The organism is Chryseobacterium sp. FW101-FHT12H09, assembly GCF_058790395.1.
On record NZ_JBYTCP010000001.1, the window covers coordinates 134,105 to 151,953 of the forward strand.

Here is a 17,849-nt window from a genome sequence, read left to right on the forward strand (position 1 = left end):
TAAGCCTGATTTTATTCTATTGAACTTATCGTTTCAAAGATTTCATTTTTAGATTTTTCAAATATCTCACCACCAAATTCTTCGTTATCCAACGAAAAGATGGTCATATCTTCTATTCCCATAATACCGAAAATAAATTTCAAATAGGTAGTCTGAAAATTCATGTGCCCATTTTTCTCATTTTCGCCATAACCGGTATCGCCTCTGCTTGACAATATAAACATCTTTTTGTTTTCAAGTAGACCTACATAATCACCATCAGGAACTCCGGATCTGAATTTCCAGGTTTTATTGAATCTCATAATCTGATCTATATATGCCTTCAACCCACTTGGTATCGACCAATTATACATGGGTGTAGCAATAACATAGATATCATGTTCTTTCAATTCATTCACCAGCTCATTACTTAGACTTAATGCTCTTTCACTGGCTTCACTTCTATCTGCGGGCTTTATAAATGCTCCCGCAATCCAGGACTCATCAATCCCCGGAATTATATCAGTTCCCACTTCCCGGTAACTAAATATATCCAGTGGATATTTCGATTTCCAGTTATCAACAAAAAGTTGTGAAAGTTTTCGGCTGTAGGACCTTTCATTTCTAACGCTTGCGTTAATGATCAATACTTTTTTCATTGCTTCGTAATTATTATGAAGCAAAATTCCCAATTATAAAATGTAGAAAAATTGATCTAGTTCAAGATGATTTATTTTTTTTTCGCAGTCTGCTGATAAATTCTGCAGAGATCCCTAAATAGGAAGCAATTAAATATTGAGGTACTTTTGAAGCGATATTCGGATAGGTTTCTAGAAAATCAAAATATCTGTGTTCGGCATCATATATATTATTGTAAATAATTCTTTTTTGCAATGCGACAAGATATCCTTCCAATATAAGCCGAAAATACCGCTCCAACTGTGGTATTTTTACTAAAAGCTTTTGAAAAGAGTGATAATTGATCTGTAAAAGAATGGTTTTCTCAAGTGCCTGTATATTGTAAATAGAAGCCTTTTGTCTGGAAAAACTGTCCAGATCGGTAGCCCACCAGTCATCGATTGAGAAATAGAGAATTTCCTCGTTCCCGTTTTCAGAATTGATATAAAATGCTTTTAATAATCCTGAAACCACGTAATTATCATATCGGCAAACATCTCCGTTTCTCAAAAGATAGTCTCCTTTTTCCAAAGTCTTTTCAGTCCAGAAACTTTTAAAAATTAAAATCTCTTCCGGTGTCAGGGTTACATATTTGGAAATATTTTTTATTAAAGCATCCTCTTTCATAACATGGTCACTTAATAATTAGTTTATTATCAACTCTTTTGACTTAACTCAAATTCGATTTCATTATCATCCAGATCCGCAATTTTCTTAAATCCCAGTCTTTCCAGAAGCTGTATTGCTTTTGTGTTTTGTTGACTTGTGGCAGCCCAGATACGTTTGAGCCCGATCTGATGAAGGCCAAAATCAATGGCCAATAACATGGCATCCGTCATATACCCTTTCCCTTTATATTGGGGTAATAAAACACAGCCTAATTCTCCTTCTCCTTTATTAAAACCCCTGTAATAGCCGCAGGTTCCAACAATCTTATCGATCGCATGATCTACGATAGCCCAATGAATTGAGTTTCCATTGATATAATCTGTGTTAATTTTAGACTGCATTTCTGCTGCTTGCTCAACAGTCTCTGCCTGAATAGCATCATAGAAAGATATTTCAACAAGCTCAGGAATATCTTTGTCTAAAATCTGTCTTAGTGATATTCTATCCCCATTGATATTGGGGAAATTATCATACTGAAAAAGTTTTGTACTGATCATTATATCTGTATTTCATGGTTTTACTAATGAAACCTTTTACCCAGGCAGTACCATTAGATTGCGAATGTATAAAAATACATCTAATTTTAAGATTGAAAATTCAGCGAATGAATATCGAAATATTTCTATTTAATCTTTAGTAAGAAAAGGAAAGACTATTGCTTTGTTTTGATTGTAAAATAATCTTCCATGCTCTTACCATAGCTGTCTTTAAACTGTCGTAATGTGGATCGATTATAAAAGGTAGTATCAATCATATTGATCACCTTGCCTGGCATTTCTACTTTTTCTGCCAAACCACTTCCTTGGAGATTGAAGTCATTTTTCTCAGGCGTTCCTTCATGAAATGAGATAACACCATCCGGAGTGATATCAAAGAAATAAGGTTTACCATTTTTCTCTCCTTCAAAATACTGTATAAGGTCTTTATTTTGGGTATATGCAACGCCTATAAGATTTATATCAAAGTAAATATTGGGAAGTTTACGTAATTTTTCTTGTATCTGAGGCCATTCTTTAGAAAAAAAACCGGCATAGGCAGTAAAGCTTTTCACGTCATGCTCTTTGGGATCTATATAGAGCATGGTTGTTTTTATGTCATTATTTCCGGTTCTGTTTTTGTAGGTAACGGTATCTGGCTCAATCATAAAATAAGGAATATCCTTAAAAATAGAATAGCTGTAAGGCCTGCCATAAAGATCTATTGTATGGGCATTAATAGTTACCGGCTCTAAGTCTCCAAGTTGAACATAATAATCAACTGTATTTGAGCTGAAGTTTGGGGTTGACTTCATATTCACTGTAACTGGCTGATTTTGATATTGTCCCTTATATATCGTTTCCTTTTTGCCACAACTCAGTAACAGTAAAAGGATGAAACTACAGAAGATATATTTTGTCTTCATAAGCTATGTATTTTACTCATGTTTAATTAATTGACAATGTACAAAATATCATCTACCTGAGAATCAGCCTTTCTAAAAAGTTGAAGAATTCTCTAAATCCAATACTTTATTAAGAAACTTGTCTTTAAACATTTTATTTAGATAAAAGCTTTTATAAAAAAGTCCAAACCTCCTGACACGCTGTTGTCATAACCCTGCCTTACTTTTGTTTAAATATTTAAAACATTATGAAGTTAACCTCATTAAGAATTATTACAAAAGACATCAAACAATCTGTTCAATTTTATGAAATGGCAATCGGATTAACGGCTCAATGGTTTACAGAAGATTTTGCTGAACTCTCAACAGATTCAATTACTCTGGCTATCGGAAGCACCCGCACTATGAAGATGTTTAGTGAAAATATGACAGAATCAACTGGTAGTAAAAGCAGCATTATAGAATTTCTTGTTGCCAATGTTGATGACGAATATGAAAGGATTAAAAATATGACAGATAACATTATTCAGACTCCGACTACCATGCCCTGGGGTAACCGGTCGCTCCTATTCTGTGATCCTGATGGAAATTTAATCAACTTTTTCACTCCAGTAACACCGGAAGCCATTAAAAAATTCAGCTAAGTATTCTCCTGAAGGCAAAATGATTTGAGCCTTCCCATTTAAATCTGTCACCACTCATTATTTTAATATTCTTTTAGACCTGGGAGCCTTCCCGGGTCTTTTTTATTTCTAAATAAAACGATTTACTAAGCGAAATAGATTCTCTTTTCAAAAATATGTAACAGAAGGTTAATCATTTATTGACATTAGAATAATATAGACATTCTACTTTTACAGAAATGAAAAAAGATCTGTTGCTATTAATGCTGGCTCTATCTGTTATCTCTGCAGCGCAAAACAACAATACTCCATTAAATTACAATCTACACGATCGTAAAACCAGGGAGTATCTACAAATTCAATTTCAAAACACACAATTTCCTGAGATTATCCTTCCTTCTGATTCAGATAATCGTTTCACAAATTTTAAAAATATTACCAATGATCTTAAAGATGATGCTCTTAGAGCTCGATTGCGATACCTCTGATAGTTGGTGTAGTGCATAGTATATCCATTAAAAGTTCTGACGACCTATCCCAAACGATCAACTTAACTCAATTTAAACAAGAAAACGCACATTATGCTTTTAAATAAACTCATCCCTTTCTTAGGGGAATCAGATTTAACTACAGGTCTTGTCATCGTTTTTGCACTTTGTATGCTTGCCGTGGTAGCATTTGAATTCGTTAATGGATTCCATGATACAGCCAACGCAGTAGCAACCGTCATTTATACGAAAGCACTTAAACCAGTCATAGCTATTCCATGGTCGGGATTATGGAATTTCTTAGGCGTTTTTACTGGTGGAATTGCTGTCGCTATGGGAATATTGAAACTGGTTCCGATGGACACTTTAATGACCTTACCGACCGCTGTTGGAGCAAGCCTTGTTCTTGCTGTGTTACTTGCCGCTATTATTTGGAATTTAGGTACCTGGTATTTAGGCATCCCTTGTTCAAGTTCACATACTCTTATTGGTGCTTTGATCGGTGCCGGCTTAGGCTTTACATGGTATTACGGAGGCAAAGGAGTAAACTGGCATAAAGCTGAGGAAATCGGCTTGTCCCTTATTCTTTCTCCGATTGTTGGATTTGGTTTAGCCGTTTTACTGATGCTATTTTTAAAACATGTAGTCAGATATAAAGCTCTTTTTCATATCCCTGAGGGCGAAAATGACAGACCTCCTTTATTAATCAGAGCTATTCTGATAACGACCTGTACTTTAGTGAGCTTCTTTCATGGCAGTAATGACGGACAAAAAGGAGTAGGTCTTTTTATGTTGATATTAATTGCTTTTCTACCTGCCAAATTTGCAATCGATCATAGTATTCCTAACGATAAAATTATCACTACGCTACACCAAACGGAAAGGATTTTGCAAACAATTGCTGCAGACAACACGAAAAATAGTACAGAATTCACCAAGCTCAATACTGATATTAATGCTGTAAAAACACATCTTAAATTTAAAAGTGAAAAAGATAAGGAAGGGACTTATAAATTCAGAAAACAAGTAGAAGCGCTGGTAGAATCAATTAAAGCACTTAATGAAAATAAAGTCCTCGTCATTAATGAAAGTAATAGAACAGCCCTTAACCATCAGGCATCTGAACTTAAAAAACTAACCGAATTCGCTCCCATCTGGGTTATTATTGCAATTTCTGTTTCATTGGGATTAGGTACAATGATAGGCTGGAAAAGGATTGCAGTAACCATCGGAGAAAAAATAGGAAATGAACATTTAAATTATGCCCAGGGCGCTTCAAGTGAAATTGTGGCAGCATCCACTATTGGTATGAGCACACTTTTGGGGTTACCTGTAAGTACGACCCATGTATTATCAAGTGGTATAGCAGGTTCCATGGTTGCATCAGGCGGTAAAAGCAACCTGAATGCAGGTACATTAAAAAGTATCGGTCTTGCCTGGGTACTTACCTTACCTGTTTCTATTTTATTATCTTTATTGTTATTTCTATTCTTCCATCTGTTTATATAAGATCACAAATTTTGATTAATTCACTTTATTAAAACCGAAAAAAAATGAAACAAATACTTGTTGCCTCAGATTTTTCAAACAGTGCCAGCAATGCGATGGTATACGCATTATCTCTTGCTAAAATCCTACAGATGGAAATTGCGGTTATTCATGCTATACATCCAACAGAAGGCATCAATAACAGCACATACAATGCTATTTTCATTGAAGATTATTACGCTAAAAAAAGATCTGCCTTAAAAGAATGGGCCGAAACATTTAAGCAAAATGAATACTATAAAGATGTGCAGGTTAAAACCATCTGTGATGTAGGTTTTTTACGCAAGGTAATCACCAAATATGTAGAGTATAATTCGGTATCATTCTTAGTAATGGGAGTTACAGGAGCTACTGGTATTAAAGGAATTGTGGGTAGCAATGCCAGCATGGCGGTTACAAAAATGCGTATTCCAACATTAATTGTGCCTTTAGAAAGTACTTTACCATCTGTTCCGGTGGTCACCCTGGCTACGGATTATAAAACAACCAGATTATCAGTAAGGGATGTTAAAGCACTCAACCAGATACTGAAGGCAACCAAGCCAAAGAAACTGGAGATCCTTCATATTTCCGAAAAAGATATGGATCCTAAATCCATAAAAAATGGTGAAAAAAAATTAAAAGAACAGCTTCCTTCGGTAGAAATTAACTTTAACTATGTTGAGGATGATGGTAAAACATCAAATGGAATCATCGATTTTATAGAGCAAAATGAAACCGATATATTATGTCTGGTAAAACGAAATCATAATATCATTTACCGTCTATTTGCAAGCAGCACCGTAAATGAGGTATTAAATAAATCCATCAAAGCCATATTGATACTTCATGAATAAAATGAAACTGATCTCTTTATATGCCACGATAAAAAACTCCTGCCTCATTGAGACAGGAGTTTTATTTATGATCAGTTTTAATTAAGCTTTAAACTTTAAAGAAGTTCTGTTTGAAATCAAATTTTTATAATCTTACTATTTCAAAAGTAAATACTTCTCGATACGATTTTTTCAAAATCTACTCGAAGTGACGTTGTTCATTTTCTCCTCACAATACAAACATTCTTCTACCGTCAGATCGAGTGTTTTTCGTAATGAAATGGAGGAAAATGTATCGAGATCTATTTAAATAACCATTAAGTTTATTTATCTTTTATTTAATCAGCCACATGGTTTCATTAATATCATCACCACCCGGATATTGCTTGGTAATGGCACTGTTAAGATTTGCATTGTTCGTGCTATTTTCTGATGCAGGGTACATCCATCTTTTAGGAATTTTTCCATTATTCAAAATACCTGGTCCGTCTGTATTGAACTTAGGAAACCCCGTCCTTCTCTGATCATAAAATATTCTCCAGCCCGTATTAAAGAACAATGCCGTATGCTTTTGATCCATGATCTGTTCGATCTCTTTTCCAGGTTGCAGATTGATGGATGGTTGTGCTAAATAGGCACTAACATCAGTTGGATTTATTTTATAAAAGCTCATAGAAGCATTAATTGCTTTTAAATAATAGGTATTTGCATTTCCACTGATCCATCCACGTACAACCGCTTCAGCTAAAACAAACTGCAGTTCTGAATACCCCATTAGTAATGTAGGTTCGTTGATCGGATCATCAAAATATCTTGGATTAATCCTTGATGCCAACCCATTAGAAGCTTTTATAGAATTTTGCCCTAAATCTCCACTGCCGTACAATCCATCATAGAAACTAAAAGGATCTGTCGGTGTGGTTCCTACCGTGCTCGTTTTCTTTTCGGCCATTTTAAATAACCTTGGATCTTTAGAAGTTCTAAGCTTATCTACAAAACTCTGTTCCATATAATAAGCTGTTTTCAAATCATTACTGTTAAAAAATGGATACCGGTTATTGACAAGATTATAGAAGGATAATTGCCCACTTTCTTCACTCGTTTCCATAATTGGATTTTGTGCAGGATTATTTACAATATCAGCAAATGTCTGTTTCACATTCAGATCTGTATCATTTGTCTTTTTGGACAAATCCATTAAAATTCTCAAACGGTAAGAATTGATCAGTTTTCTCCACTTAAACAAATCTCCATTATAGATAATATCGCCTCTTATCACTGTACTCATATTAGCAAGCTCCGTATTAGCCAAGGCCAGTTCAGCAAGAACATTTTTATAAATGCTTTTCTGATCATCATATTTTGGATAAAAATTATCCATTTTTATTGCTTCATTATAAGGAATATCACCAAAAGTTTCAGATAATGAGATAAAATAATAAGCCTTGAAAAAACGAGCCAATGCTACATACTCCTTCCCCCCTTTTTTATTCGCTTGCTCTACCATCTTTTCCACCTGCTTAATATTGTCATAAGCATCAAAAGATCCTCTCTGCCAGTTGTAATACTGTTGAGCATTCACTCCATTGATGTAGGTGAGCTGCCTGGATGCCAGGGCAGCTTCAGCCTTAATATTACTAAAGGCACTTACTTCAATTCCGGGAAGGATATTTTCGGCATCCACACTTGTTTGACGATTGGGATCATCCTGAAAATCTTCAGTCTTGCTGCAACTTATTACGCTTGCTGCTGATATTAATAGGAATATGTATATTCTAGCTGCTTTCATTTCTTTTGTTTTTATAATTAGAATTTTACATTAAGATTTACCCCAAAACTTCTGGTCGCCGGAGTCTGAAGTTGGTCTACCCCGGAATCGGGATCCACATTTTTAATCTTTGAAGCCAACCAGAGGTTTCTTCCGATCAGAGAAATACTCGCTGAAGAGACATTCAGTTTTTCTGCAAAAGATTTTTCGAAATTGTAGGTAAGGGTAACTTCTCTTAATTTAATAAAAGTTTGTTTGTAATAATGGTAATTGCGTTCAAAAGCGTTGCTCGTACTTTGCATATAGGCATTGTAATTTACTGCAACATCATTTTGAGCGAAAACACGGGTATCAGATTTTATATTCCCATTCTGATCGTATGTAATAGAGCCACTAACCACTCTTACCCCTGGTGCGATATAGGTATTATTTCCTGCATTAGCATCATCCCTGTACTGATTCACTGTTCCCGGATCAATACCACCCCACCACATTTTCTGGTTGGTTGTAGAATACATTGTTCCACCAATTCTTCCATCAAACAGTAATGAGAGTGAGAAATTTTTATACCCAAAGTTATGAGAGAATCCATAGGTCCAATCCGGATCAGAATAACCCATATTGGATTCGAAAGGCGCTGTAGAATTCACAGGATATCCGTTTTTCAGAACCAGTTGCCCATCAGGTGAGGTTTCATAAGGTATTGCAGTTAATTGATCCGCCCTCTGACCTTCTCTGATGAAATTCTCCCTGCCATTAGCAGGATTATAAATCGTTGTATATCCATTTCCTCCATAGGCTTCTTTTAGATATCTACGGTAATGACTCAAATTCAGCTGAGTACTCCATCTAAAATCTGATTTCTTAACAATATCCGCATTTACGGTAATCTCCACTCCTTTTCTTTGGAAAACATTTCCATTTGTTTTAAAATAATCATAACCTGCACTTTCTGACAAAGGAATATTGGTCAGATTATTATAATCGCGGGTTTGATAGTAAGCCACATCTAAATTGATCCTATTTTTCAACACCGCGATATTAGTCCCTATCTCCCATGAGTTTGAGGTTTCAGGTTTTATATTCGCGTTGATGAGGGTATTGCCAAAAGAAAATGTTGACTGCCCATTCCAACTGATATCATTTTTTGTAAATGCAGAAATATAGCCATAGGTATCATCGGATATTTTACCGTTGGAAACCTGTGCTAAAGATCCTCTCAGTTTAGCAAAACTTATCCATTCAGGAAGAGTGACCAGCTGATTCAGCATTACTGATCCGGAAACAGATGGATAGAAATAGGCATTATTTCCATCCGGAAGCGTGGATACTTTGTCATAACGTGCAGTCATATTCAGGAAGAACGCTTTGTAAATCTCCATATCTACATAACCATACACACTATTGATCAGTTCATATTCTTTTCTATTTCCCTCCTTTGGAGCAAATAAAGGCCCTACACTGTTAAAAAGGTTATACCAGCCTGGATTTACCAAACCATCGGTACGTATTTCACTTTTCTTAAGCTCTCTGTAATAATTGGATACATAGCCCTCTCCTGTCAGCATAAAGTTTTCAGAAAACCTATTCTGGTATTTAAGACCTAGCTCGGAGGTGATATCAAAATAATTCCCATTTATCTGGGTATAGTTTCCTAATGATTTATTACCATATCCAATATAACTTTTAGGCTCCTTATACTCACGGTTCAAAGCATATACATTGGTTCCGACACGAGCTTTGGCAGATAATTTCGGAATAATCTGATATTCCATATTTACATTGCCCATTACATTGTCCTTATAATAAGGTCTTTGGTATTCATAAGCCTGAAAGTAGGGGTTATTATAATAAGACACGTTGTAATGTCTTTGCTGATAACCTTCTTTTCCTGCTACCCAATAATTTCTTAAATCTCTTACATCTACATCAGCACCCGTCCATAATACCAGGTTATAAAGATAGTTGGTCGGCCCATAGCCTACTTCCGGGAAATTGGAAGTATATTCTCTATTGTAGGTTAAGGAAGAATTGATCGTAAGGCCTTCAATAGGGTTTACAGAACCTGCCAAACTTATTGATGTTGTTTTCAGATCTGTATTCGGAACAATACCTTTCTGGTAAATATTGGAAAGGGAAAGCCTGAAAGTTGCTTTGTCATTTCCCCAGTCCACACTGATGTTATTGGACTGAATAATTCCGGTATCGAAGAAATTTTTAATATTATTCTTTCCGCGGGAGATCCATGGTAGTGGTATTGGTTTTCCGGTTGTCGGATCAATCGGGCTGTTGTATTGTGGGGTTTCATAATATCCGCTTGGCGTAGAAGGATCTTTCTGATCTAATTTTGGCCCCCAGATCCATCCACCTCCTTCGCTTCCAGAGCCGCTTCCATCTATGTAAGCATATTTCCCGTTATTTCCGCCACCATAAACCGTTTGAACTTTTGGAATACGGATAAAAGAGCTTTGAAACATCGTAGAGTTATTAAAGGAAATAGTCATCCTTCCTTTTTTTCCCTTCTTAGTTGTAATCATAATCGCTCCATCTTTACCCACAGATCCATATAATGCGGAAGCAGTAGGTCCTTTCAACACACTGATATTATCAATGTCATCGGCATTGATTCTCCATACGTCAGCCGTCCTGTCTGGAATTCCATCGATAACGATAAGTGGTTTAGACCCTCTTAAATTAATTCCCGGATCCTGAAAAAGATCGGTACTGTTCTTAATCGTTAGTCCTGCAACACGTCCTGAGAGTGAGTTGACAAAGTTCGATTCTTTTGCTTTTTCGAAAACTTCGCCTTTTACCTCCTGTACTGCATACCCTAATGTTTTCTTTTCTTTCTTGATTCCTAAAGCTGTAATAACAACTTCATCGATCTTTTTTTCGTGGGTCGCTATCGTATCAGCAGCATCTATCTTCTGTACATTTTGACCATAAACTTCTAAGCCTGTGACTAAGCCCAGGCCGATTAAAAGGTGTAATTTCATAAGTAGATTCCTTATTTATTTGGTTGTGATCCAGGTATTCAGAAAACCTTCTTTGGTTTTGAGAACGATCTTATAGATATTGGAATTGTTAATTTTTAATGTAGAACTAAACTTACCACTGCCAAGATTTGCCTGTCCCAATAACTGGTAAAGATCTTTACCTCCGGTTTTGAAATTATTGGTATCTGTAATATATACTTCACCAAGTTCTTTAGAAGGACCCGTTGTTTTCCAGGTAAGTTCCAGTGTTTTATCAGAGGTTAAAGAAGCCTTTAACTGATAAGCAGTTCTGTTTTTAAGTAAGTCAATACCATCTATTTCCTGCTGAAATGTTTCGGGAACACTCAGGCTCATAAAATCTGTGATGGTAGGTAAAATATCCGTAACTCCAACCCGGTTATTCTTTGCATAGGTATTTATCGTTGGCTTGTTAATAGCGATCCATGTGTTACGCTCTCTATCACTCTGTCCGCCATGACCTTTTCCATTGCTTGCAGATCTTCCGTGATCTGTAGTCACGACGAATAACCAGTCTTCCCCATGTTTCGCTTCACGTTCTTTTACCGCATCATATATTTTTCCGATCAAACGGTCTTCATAAGAAATCGCTTTATATAAAATATCACCATCACCATGACGATGTCCCATATCATCTGTAAATTCTAAATAAACCCATGATAGATCCGGTGCATTTTCTTTGATATAACTGGCTGCTTTTCCGGCTACCAGACTATCGATCTTACGGATGTATCCACTTTGCTTATCATGTGGAAAATGCAGGGTGTCCTTTTCCATTCCATCGTAGGAAAAATCCATTTTTATTTTCCTTGTAGCATCAAGGTTTTCACCAATCAGCTTTGTACGGTTGTCTTCCCAAGTTGAAAATACAGCCGTCTTTTTATTGGGAAACTGATCCTTGAAAAGTCTGAAAATCGTTGGGTAACTGTAATTAGGATCTTTAATATCGTTATCAAACACATTATGCTTGTTTACCCATGTTCCTGTCAGCAAGCTGTTATATCCTACTGCAGAAATGGTTGGCGTTTCGCTATAGCTCCCTTTTTCTCCACCTACATAAGCTTTCAGTAATGCACCATCTTTTTTAATCCTGTTAAGATTGGGAATATCAGCTTTGTTCAGCATATCTTCAGCGATACCATCTACAATGATAAAAACTACTTTTTTCTGGGGTGTATTCTTTTGAGCAAAAGCATTGCAGCTAAGAAGAGAAATAAGAATAATTACGGGATTTTTCAGGAACTTCATTTTATCTTTTTTTATCCTGGCAAAATTCCACAAAAAACACGCACTATCTTTTAACAAAACATTAACAAGTTTAAATAATATATTAACTTTCATTAAACCCTTTGGCATACGTTAAAATACAGATATAAGCCTTTATTGATCAGCGTTAATAAATTATATCACAATATCCAGATTAAACTTTAAATTTTACTATTTTTACATTTATTATATTAAAAAACAATATATTAACTCAAGTATAACTGACCTTTAATTTTAAGAAATGTATAAACTCATCTTCCTTTTCTTATTTGTTTCATCAATTATTAACGCTCAAAATAAACGTTTTGTGTATGAATATTTTTTAGCAAAGGATTCAACCCATCTGGAAATTAAAGAAAAAGAATTTTTAAATCTGGATATAGGGCAACAAGGATCTAAGTTTTATGCTGCTGAAGTTTTAAAACTGGATTCTTTAATAAAAAATAAAGAAACCCCAATGGGTGATTTCCCTTATCAGAACATCAATTTTTTGGATGTCGTTATAAAAAATTATCCTGGCTTTGACATCAATTTCTATACAAACTGCCTTATTGATTATAAAGTAAGTTTACAAAAGAAATTGGACTGGAAGATTTTTCCTGAGAAAAAGAATATTTTGGGATACTCTGCTCAAAAAGCAACCACTACCTTATACAAAAGAAAATGGACGGTATGGTTTACCACTGATATTCCGGTGCAGGATGGCCCTTACCTGCTTCAGGGTTTGCCTGGTCTGATCATAAAAGCGGAAGATGAAAACAAAGGTATTTCATTTAGTCTGATTGAAATAAAATCATTGCCTCAATTCAACATCAATGAAATACCCTATTATTTCCAGTCAGATCTATTATCGATTAATGAAAATGATTTAAAAAAAGCTATTAAAAATTTTTATGAGAAACCTTCTGTACAAATGAATGATGAAGCTCATCAGGATAATGGTAAAAAGATGACTTTTTATATGGAAGGTAAAGAAGTTTCAAGCTCCGAATTTTACAGAATTATGGAGCAGAATAACAAAAATGCCCTAAAAAAGACGAATAACCTTTTGAAGTATGATATTATAAAATAGAGTGATTTTTTTAAATCCCAAAGCGTAAGTTATCTATTGTTTTACCTCCAGTTTTTTCAAAATTCTATGCTGGTGATGATGCTTTCTCGGTTTTTTCTTTTTCGCTTTTCTTTTGTTCCACCACATGATAAAACCGGTGACAGGTAAAGATGCTCCGATCAATGATGCCAAAAGCCATAAGACCTTTCCTATAATTCCGAAAAATTTTCCTGTATGAAGATCGTAATTAGCCGCTTCCACCGTATCTGCTGCGTTATTGTTTTTGTATAGCTTGCCACGTAAGAGTTCTCCTGTTTTCTGGTTAAAAAAGAAAGTATTTTGTTTACGGGCCGACCATTGGTAAGGATAGATCATCCGCACACGCATTTCATCTTTTTTCCTAATTGAATAAGTCATTGAAATAGCACCCGGGTAAGTTTCAGTAAGTGTTTTATAGATCGCATTATATCTTACTGCTAAATTAGCTTTCGGATCAATAGTCATCTTCATTGAATGATCTCCCTTACTTAATTTGGAGTTGGTTACAAACTCTACAGCCGTTTTAACCCCTGAAAAAGCAAAATAAGTTCCTGTAAGCGCGATAATGATCAGAAAGATCGAGGCATAGAATCCTAATACATTATGCAGATCATAAATTTTCCGTTTTACAGAAGCTTCCCATTTGATCGTTAAACTTTGTTTCGCCTGTTTTACTTTTGCAGGATACCAAAGGATTAAGCCGGTTATCAGCATGCATAAAAAGATCACGACGCTCCAGCCCTGAATCATTTTACCCGTTTCGCCCAGCATCAGGGAAGTATGCAGATCATAAACCACATTGAGCCAATCACTGCCTTGTTTGCCAACCAAATCTCCGGTATATGGATTAAAATAAAAGACCTGTTTCTTTTTGTTCAGGATCTGAACAGTTGCACCAGGTTCATTTTCGCTTATTCTGATCGAATTGATCTTCTCTTTCGGGGCGATCTCCTGGAAATTCAGGATGATCTTTTCAAGCCCTATAAAAGGTTTTGATTCGGGTTCGACATGCAGAAATTCTTTACCCATTGAATCCCGTATCTCCTCTTCAAAAACATACAGGGATCCGGTGATACAAATCACAAAGACGATAATCCCGGTCACTAAACCCAGCCACAAATGAATCTGTCGTATTGCTTTTTTAAATTTCTTGTTCGCCACCGGATCCCTGATTATTAAAATTTAAATGTAAAACTTCCTGTCACTCTGGTCGGATTCTGAGCTGCCAGACGGTACGACCAATATTTTTCGTTGGTTAAGTTATCGATTTTAAAACCGATTCTGAATTTAGGTCTGTCATAAAAAACTGAAGCATCCAATACCGTGTATTCCGGAATACTGAAGGTAAAGGTATGGGTATTCGTCTGATAATATTTACTTCCGTAAATTCCACCGATCCCAACACCTAAACCGCTCAACGGTCCATTGATAAAACGGTAACTCGCCCAAAGGTTCGCCATCGTTGGAGAACTTGCTGTGGAAGGTCTTAAACCATCTACATCAGCACTCGCTTTCGCATATTTACTATCGTTGTAGCTGAATCCTGCCACAATATTTAATCCTGGAACCGGATTGGCAATCAATTCAACTTCGAAACCTTTGCTGATCTGTGTTCCATCCTGAATCAGGAAACTGCCTTCCGTATGATCCAGGTCAGGACGGGTCATATTCGTTACTCTGATATTGTAGTAACTCACTGTGGCACTGATCTTATTAAGATCCAGTTTCACCCCACCTTCCCATTGATTGGCCTGGCTTGGCTTAAAAGGATTTCCATTAAAATCAGAACCTCCTACGTTGTTGAAACCATTCATGTAATTGGTAAACAAGGATAATTTTTTGTCAATTAACTGGTACAACAAACCGAATCTCGGAGAAAACGCCGTCTGATTATAATCCCCAACCGTCAGATCTTTCTCCGGGTAATATGACCCTTTATTGAAATATCGGTCTAATCTTACTCCGGCCATCGCAATGAACTTATCGGTCACATTAAAAACATCAGACACATACGCGCTGTACGTCTGTTCGTTGTTCGATGTAAAGTTATTGAAGGTCACATTATTGAATAATGGCTCTATTTTCGATATCGTAAAATTATTGTAAGCCGCTCCCGGGTTTCTGTAATCAATAGCCGGCATATTTACCGTCGCATCATTACGGTAGGCTTTCAGGCTGTAAAAATCCACACCTGCAACCACTCTGTTTCTATGCTCTCCAATTTTAAAGTCTCCAATAAAATTCTGTTGAATATCCGTTCCGTAATAAGGGTAATCCTGCTTCGTCACCGACTGTCTCAGTGTTGTATCCGATAAAGCAGATAATGATACCACATATCCTTCCGAAGAAGACCTCGTGCGGGAAACGATCGTTTGTGAGTTCCAGGTATCCGATATTTTATACTTCATCTGCGCAAAAATGTTGTACTGCTGTCCGTTATAGTTTACCGTATTATTGGCAAAAGAACGGCTATAAGGGATATTCATATCCTCTATGCTCGTTGCCAGTGCCGGTTTAGTCGGATCTTTGCTAATGTATGGTGCTAATCTTGTGGGGGAAGTTCCTTTCAATACACCGAATTCTACATCCAATAAGAAAGTCAGTCTGTCGTTGACCGCATAAGAAAAACTTGGTGCTAATAAAAAGCTTCTGTTGAATCCTGCATCCTGGAAACTGTTTTCGCTATGAAAAGCCGTATTGAATCTCAATAACATTGTTTTTTCCGGGTTCAGCGGAGTATTGATATCTGCCGTGAAACGGTTCAGATCCCAGCTTCCTGCTGAATAGGAAATTTCTCCTTTGAAAGTATCGAAAGGTTTTTTCGTTACCCTGTTGAACAAACCTCCAAATGAAGATATCGTACTTCCAAATAAAGTCGCTGAAGGTCCTTTGATCACTTCGATACGCTCCAGGTTCGCCGGATCGATCGTGTTATAGGTAAAACTGCCTACTCCATTTCTCACCAACTGTGGCGTTGGAAATCCGCGGGACATATTGGTTGTTCTTCCCTGGTTTCTTACTTCCGCAATACCTGCTCCGGGAATATTTTTGAAAGCACTGTTATAATCTGTAATATTCTGCTCTTTCATCAGCTCCTTGCTTACAATGGAATACACCTGTGGATTTTCCATGTTTTTTAAAGGCATTTTGGAAACGTCATCACTTTCTTTTTTAGCGAAACGGTTTCCTCCGGAACTTACGATCACCTCTTCCAGTTTTTGGGAAGAATAATCCAGTTGTATATTTAAAAGTACATTTTCTTTTTCAGGAGTAATTTCTATTTCCTGGGAATATCCATCAGATCCACCCTTTGCAACCTGTATCGTATATTTTCCCGGTGGAAGATTTTTGAGTTCAAAATTTCCGCCTGCTCCTGCAGTAGTGGTTATATTCAGTTCCTTTACTTTTACGTCAACGCCTTGTCCAGTGTTTCCGTCAGCTGTTGTTACAGTACCTGTAACAGAGCCATTGTTTCCCGCTTTCTCCTGTGCCATAGCCATTGAAGAAATGAAGGCAAACAAAATAAGTAATTTCAATTTCATTATTATTATTTAGTCTTATTATTAATAGCGTGCAAATTACTGGAATTAAACTCACTAAAACAAGACAAAATTTGAGTTTAAGGAAATTATAATAAAATTAAATATATCCCTGATTGGTGGGTGGTTAGAGGTTATGCGATACAGTGGTTTATTGGAAATAACTCTAAAAAAACGATCCTGCTTTATTCAAGCAGGATCGGGTGTGTTTTGTTTGTTGTTTTTTTGAACAGGGAGAGATTTATTCTTCATTTGGTATTGATACTCTTTTATTCCAATATTATTTTATCAATGAGCCAATCCAAAGAATCCCTACTAACAATGATTTTTTATTACTTTATTGCAAGACCATTTGGAGTTATTTTATCATTTATATGAAGTATAAAACACAAAAACCACGCAAAATGCAAGGTTTCATTCTTATTTGCTGGCCGGCTGCAAGTTTACTATATCTGGACAATCTCTAAAAAAGGGGTAAACAGTTTTTAAAAATTTCACTGTTTTACCTTCGTCGTCATAATAATATTTTTCTTTTCTCTTTCTGATCAATATCCAAGGTTTAAGTGAATAATCTGAATATAAAGTATCCTTAGAAGGCGTTATAATTGCATATGCATACTCTTTAAGTGAACTTTGTTTTTCTTCTCGATAGGTCTCTATATTATTTAAAAAATCTGCTTTTTGCATAAACAAAAACATATGTTCATCATCATATAGCCAAAACTTTTTTTTACTTATTTCAGTAGAATACATATCAATCCCCATAAATTTCACTATTTGTGTTTTAGACGAATCACTAGTGCTATTATTTTTTGTTTTACAAGAAAACATTAACATTAGTAATAGACATAAAAATATTCTATACATTTTATTTTTTGATTTTATTAGACAATACATCTGTTGTTTTAACGTCAGTCCCCCTGTAATTATTTCCTGGGTTCTCCCTCGCTGGCGCTAGCGTCACGCTCGTTGCCCATTCACTAATTACAAA

General features: G+C 35.9%; 15 protein-coding genes. 5 read left to right on the forward strand and 10 right to left on the reverse strand.

Features of this window, described 5'->3' with window-relative positions:
* Window positions 1–11: 11 nt before the first annotated feature.
* The 4 genes from AC3WRL_RS00575 to AC3WRL_RS00590 form a co-directional block, all read right to left on the reverse strand.
* Window positions 12–638, reverse strand: a complete 627-nt coding sequence (locus AC3WRL_RS00575; RefSeq protein ID WP_492329482.1) for an FMN-dependent NADH-azoreductase — start codon at window positions 636–638, stop codon at window positions 12–14.
* A 61-nt stretch (window positions 639–699) separates the two neighbouring features.
* The gene (locus AC3WRL_RS00580; RefSeq protein ID WP_261511646.1) at window positions 700–1,284 is read right to left on the reverse strand and encodes a Crp/Fnr family transcriptional regulator; all 585 of its coding nucleotides are present in this window, start codon (window positions 1,282–1,284) and stop codon (window positions 700–702) included.
* A gap of 29 nt (window positions 1,285–1,313) precedes the next feature.
* Window positions 1,314–1,823: a GNAT family N-acetyltransferase gene (locus AC3WRL_RS00585; protein WP_492329483.1), complete on the reverse strand. Its 510-nt coding sequence runs from the start codon at window positions 1,821–1,823 to the stop codon at window positions 1,314–1,316.
* Between the two features lie 155 nt (window positions 1,824–1,978).
* On the reverse strand, window positions 1,979–2,728 hold the full coding sequence (locus AC3WRL_RS00590; RefSeq protein WP_492329484.1) for a hypothetical protein: 750 nt from the start codon (window positions 2,726–2,728) through the stop codon (window positions 1,979–1,981).
* Between the two features lie 227 nt (window positions 2,729–2,955).
* Here AC3WRL_RS00590 and AC3WRL_RS00595 point away from each other — a divergent pair, with 227 nt between their 5' ends.
* The 4 genes from AC3WRL_RS00595 to AC3WRL_RS00610 all read left to right on the forward strand — a co-directional run bounded on the left by AC3WRL_RS00595 (window position 2,956) and on the right by AC3WRL_RS00610 (window position 6,202).
* Window positions 2,956–3,351, forward strand: a complete 396-nt coding sequence (locus AC3WRL_RS00595) for a VOC family protein (protein WP_214834103.1) — start codon at window positions 2,956–2,958, stop codon at window positions 3,349–3,351.
* A 218-nt stretch (window positions 3,352–3,569) separates the two neighbouring features.
* Window positions 3,570–3,818 (forward strand): hypothetical protein, encoded by a 249-nt coding sequence (locus AC3WRL_RS00600; protein ID WP_261511644.1) that lies wholly within the window; start codon window positions 3,570–3,572, stop codon window positions 3,816–3,818.
* Between the two features lie 93 nt (window positions 3,819–3,911).
* Window positions 3,912–5,327, forward strand: a complete 1,416-nt coding sequence (locus AC3WRL_RS00605) for an inorganic phosphate transporter (RefSeq protein ID WP_492329485.1) — start codon at window positions 3,912–3,914, stop codon at window positions 5,325–5,327.
* Window positions 5,328–5,371: 44 nt separating this feature from the next.
* Window positions 5,372–6,202, forward strand: a complete 831-nt coding sequence (locus AC3WRL_RS00610) for a universal stress protein (protein WP_492329486.1) — start codon at window positions 5,372–5,374, stop codon at window positions 6,200–6,202.
* A 313-nt stretch (window positions 6,203–6,515) separates the two neighbouring features.
* Here AC3WRL_RS00610 and AC3WRL_RS00615 read toward each other — a convergent pair whose 3' ends face one another.
* The 3 genes from AC3WRL_RS00615 to AC3WRL_RS00625 are packed head-to-tail and all read right to left on the reverse strand — an operon-like array spanning window position 6,516 to window position 12,211.
* Entirely contained in the window at window positions 6,516–7,970 is a 1,455-nt protein-coding gene (locus AC3WRL_RS00615; RefSeq protein ID WP_492329487.1) for a SusD/RagB family nutrient-binding outer membrane lipoprotein, read from the reverse strand.
* 17 nt (window positions 7,971–7,987) lie between these two features.
* Complete coding sequence (locus AC3WRL_RS00620; protein WP_492329488.1) at window positions 7,988–10,945, reverse strand: SusC/RagA family TonB-linked outer membrane protein; 2,958 nt, start codon at window positions 10,943–10,945, stop codon at window positions 7,988–7,990.
* Window positions 10,946–10,960: 15 nt separating this feature from the next.
* On the reverse strand, window positions 10,961–12,211 hold the full coding sequence (locus AC3WRL_RS00625; RefSeq protein WP_492329489.1) for an alkaline phosphatase family protein: 1,251 nt from the start codon (window positions 12,209–12,211) through the stop codon (window positions 10,961–10,963).
* A gap of 259 nt (window positions 12,212–12,470) precedes the next feature.
* Between AC3WRL_RS00625 and AC3WRL_RS00630 the strand changes: the two genes are divergently transcribed.
* Window positions 12,471–13,301, forward strand: coding sequence for a GLPGLI family protein (locus tag AC3WRL_RS00630; RefSeq protein ID WP_261511639.1), 831 nt, complete (start codon window positions 12,471–12,473; stop codon window positions 13,299–13,301).
* Between the two features lie 33 nt (window positions 13,302–13,334).
* On the opposite strand, the gene AC3WRL_RS00635 is transcribed toward AC3WRL_RS00630, so the two are convergent.
* The 3 genes from AC3WRL_RS00635 to AC3WRL_RS00645 form a co-directional block, all read right to left on the reverse strand.
* Complete coding sequence (locus AC3WRL_RS00635; RefSeq protein ID WP_492329490.1) at window positions 13,335–14,480, reverse strand: PepSY-associated TM helix domain-containing protein; 1,146 nt, start codon at window positions 14,478–14,480, stop codon at window positions 13,335–13,337.
* A 14-nt stretch (window positions 14,481–14,494) separates the two neighbouring features.
* The gene (locus AC3WRL_RS00640; RefSeq protein WP_492329491.1) at window positions 14,495–16,861 is read right to left on the reverse strand and encodes a TonB-dependent siderophore receptor; all 2,367 of its coding nucleotides are present in this window, start codon (window positions 16,859–16,861) and stop codon (window positions 14,495–14,497) included.
* Window positions 16,862–17,278: 417 nt separating this feature from the next.
* A complete protein-coding gene (locus tag AC3WRL_RS00645; protein ID WP_492329492.1) occupies window positions 17,279–17,623 on the reverse strand; it encodes a hypothetical protein in 345 nt (114 codons plus the stop codon).
* Window positions 17,624–17,849 lie beyond the last annotated feature (226 nt).

What these genes read in the sequence shown, in the direction of transcription:
- AC3WRL_RS00580 (WP_261511646.1), bottom strand. Translation starts at nt 1,284, where the DNA reads ATGAAAGAGGATGCTTTAATAAAAAATATTTCCAAATATGTAACCCTG.
- AC3WRL_RS00575 (WP_492329482.1), bottom strand. Translation starts at nt 638, where the DNA reads ATGAAAAAAGTATTGATCATTAACGCAAGCGTTAGAAATGAAAGGTCC.
- AC3WRL_RS00595 (WP_214834103.1), top strand. Translation starts at nt 2,956, where the DNA reads ATGAAGTTAACCTCATTAAGAATTATTACAAAAGACATCAAACAATCT.
- AC3WRL_RS00615 (WP_492329487.1), bottom strand. Translation starts at nt 7,970, where the DNA reads ATGAAAGCAGCTAGAATATACATATTCCTATTAATATCAGCAGCAAGC.
- AC3WRL_RS00625 (WP_492329489.1), bottom strand. Translation starts at nt 12,211, where the DNA reads ATGAAGTTCCTGAAAAATCCCGTAATTATTCTTATTTCTCTTCTTAGC.
- AC3WRL_RS00640 (WP_492329491.1), bottom strand. Translation starts at nt 16,861, where the DNA reads ATGAAATTGAAATTACTTATTTTGTTTGCCTTCATTTCTTCAATGGCT.
- AC3WRL_RS00590 (WP_492329484.1), bottom strand. Translation starts at nt 2,728, where the DNA reads ATGAAGACAAAATATATCTTCTGTAGTTTCATCCTTTTACTGTTACTG.
- AC3WRL_RS00610 (WP_492329486.1), top strand. Translation starts at nt 5,372, where the DNA reads ATGAAACAAATACTTGTTGCCTCAGATTTTTCAAACAGTGCCAGCAAT.
- AC3WRL_RS00620 (WP_492329488.1), bottom strand. Translation starts at nt 10,945, where the DNA reads ATGAAATTACACCTTTTAATCGGCCTGGGCTTAGTCACAGGCTTAGAA.
- AC3WRL_RS00605 (WP_492329485.1), top strand. Translation starts at nt 3,912, where the DNA reads ATGCTTTTAAATAAACTCATCCCTTTCTTAGGGGAATCAGATTTAACT.
- AC3WRL_RS00630 (WP_261511639.1), top strand. Translation starts at nt 12,471, where the DNA reads ATGTATAAACTCATCTTCCTTTTCTTATTTGTTTCATCAATTATTAAC.
- AC3WRL_RS00600 (WP_261511644.1), top strand. Translation starts at nt 3,570, where the DNA reads ATGAAAAAAGATCTGTTGCTATTAATGCTGGCTCTATCTGTTATCTCT.
- AC3WRL_RS00645 (WP_492329492.1), bottom strand. Translation starts at nt 17,623, where the DNA reads ATGGGGATTGATATGTATTCTACTGAAATAAGTAAAAAAAAGTTTTGG.
- AC3WRL_RS00585 (WP_492329483.1), bottom strand. Translation starts at nt 1,823, where the DNA reads ATGATCAGTACAAAACTTTTTCAGTATGATAATTTCCCCAATATCAAT.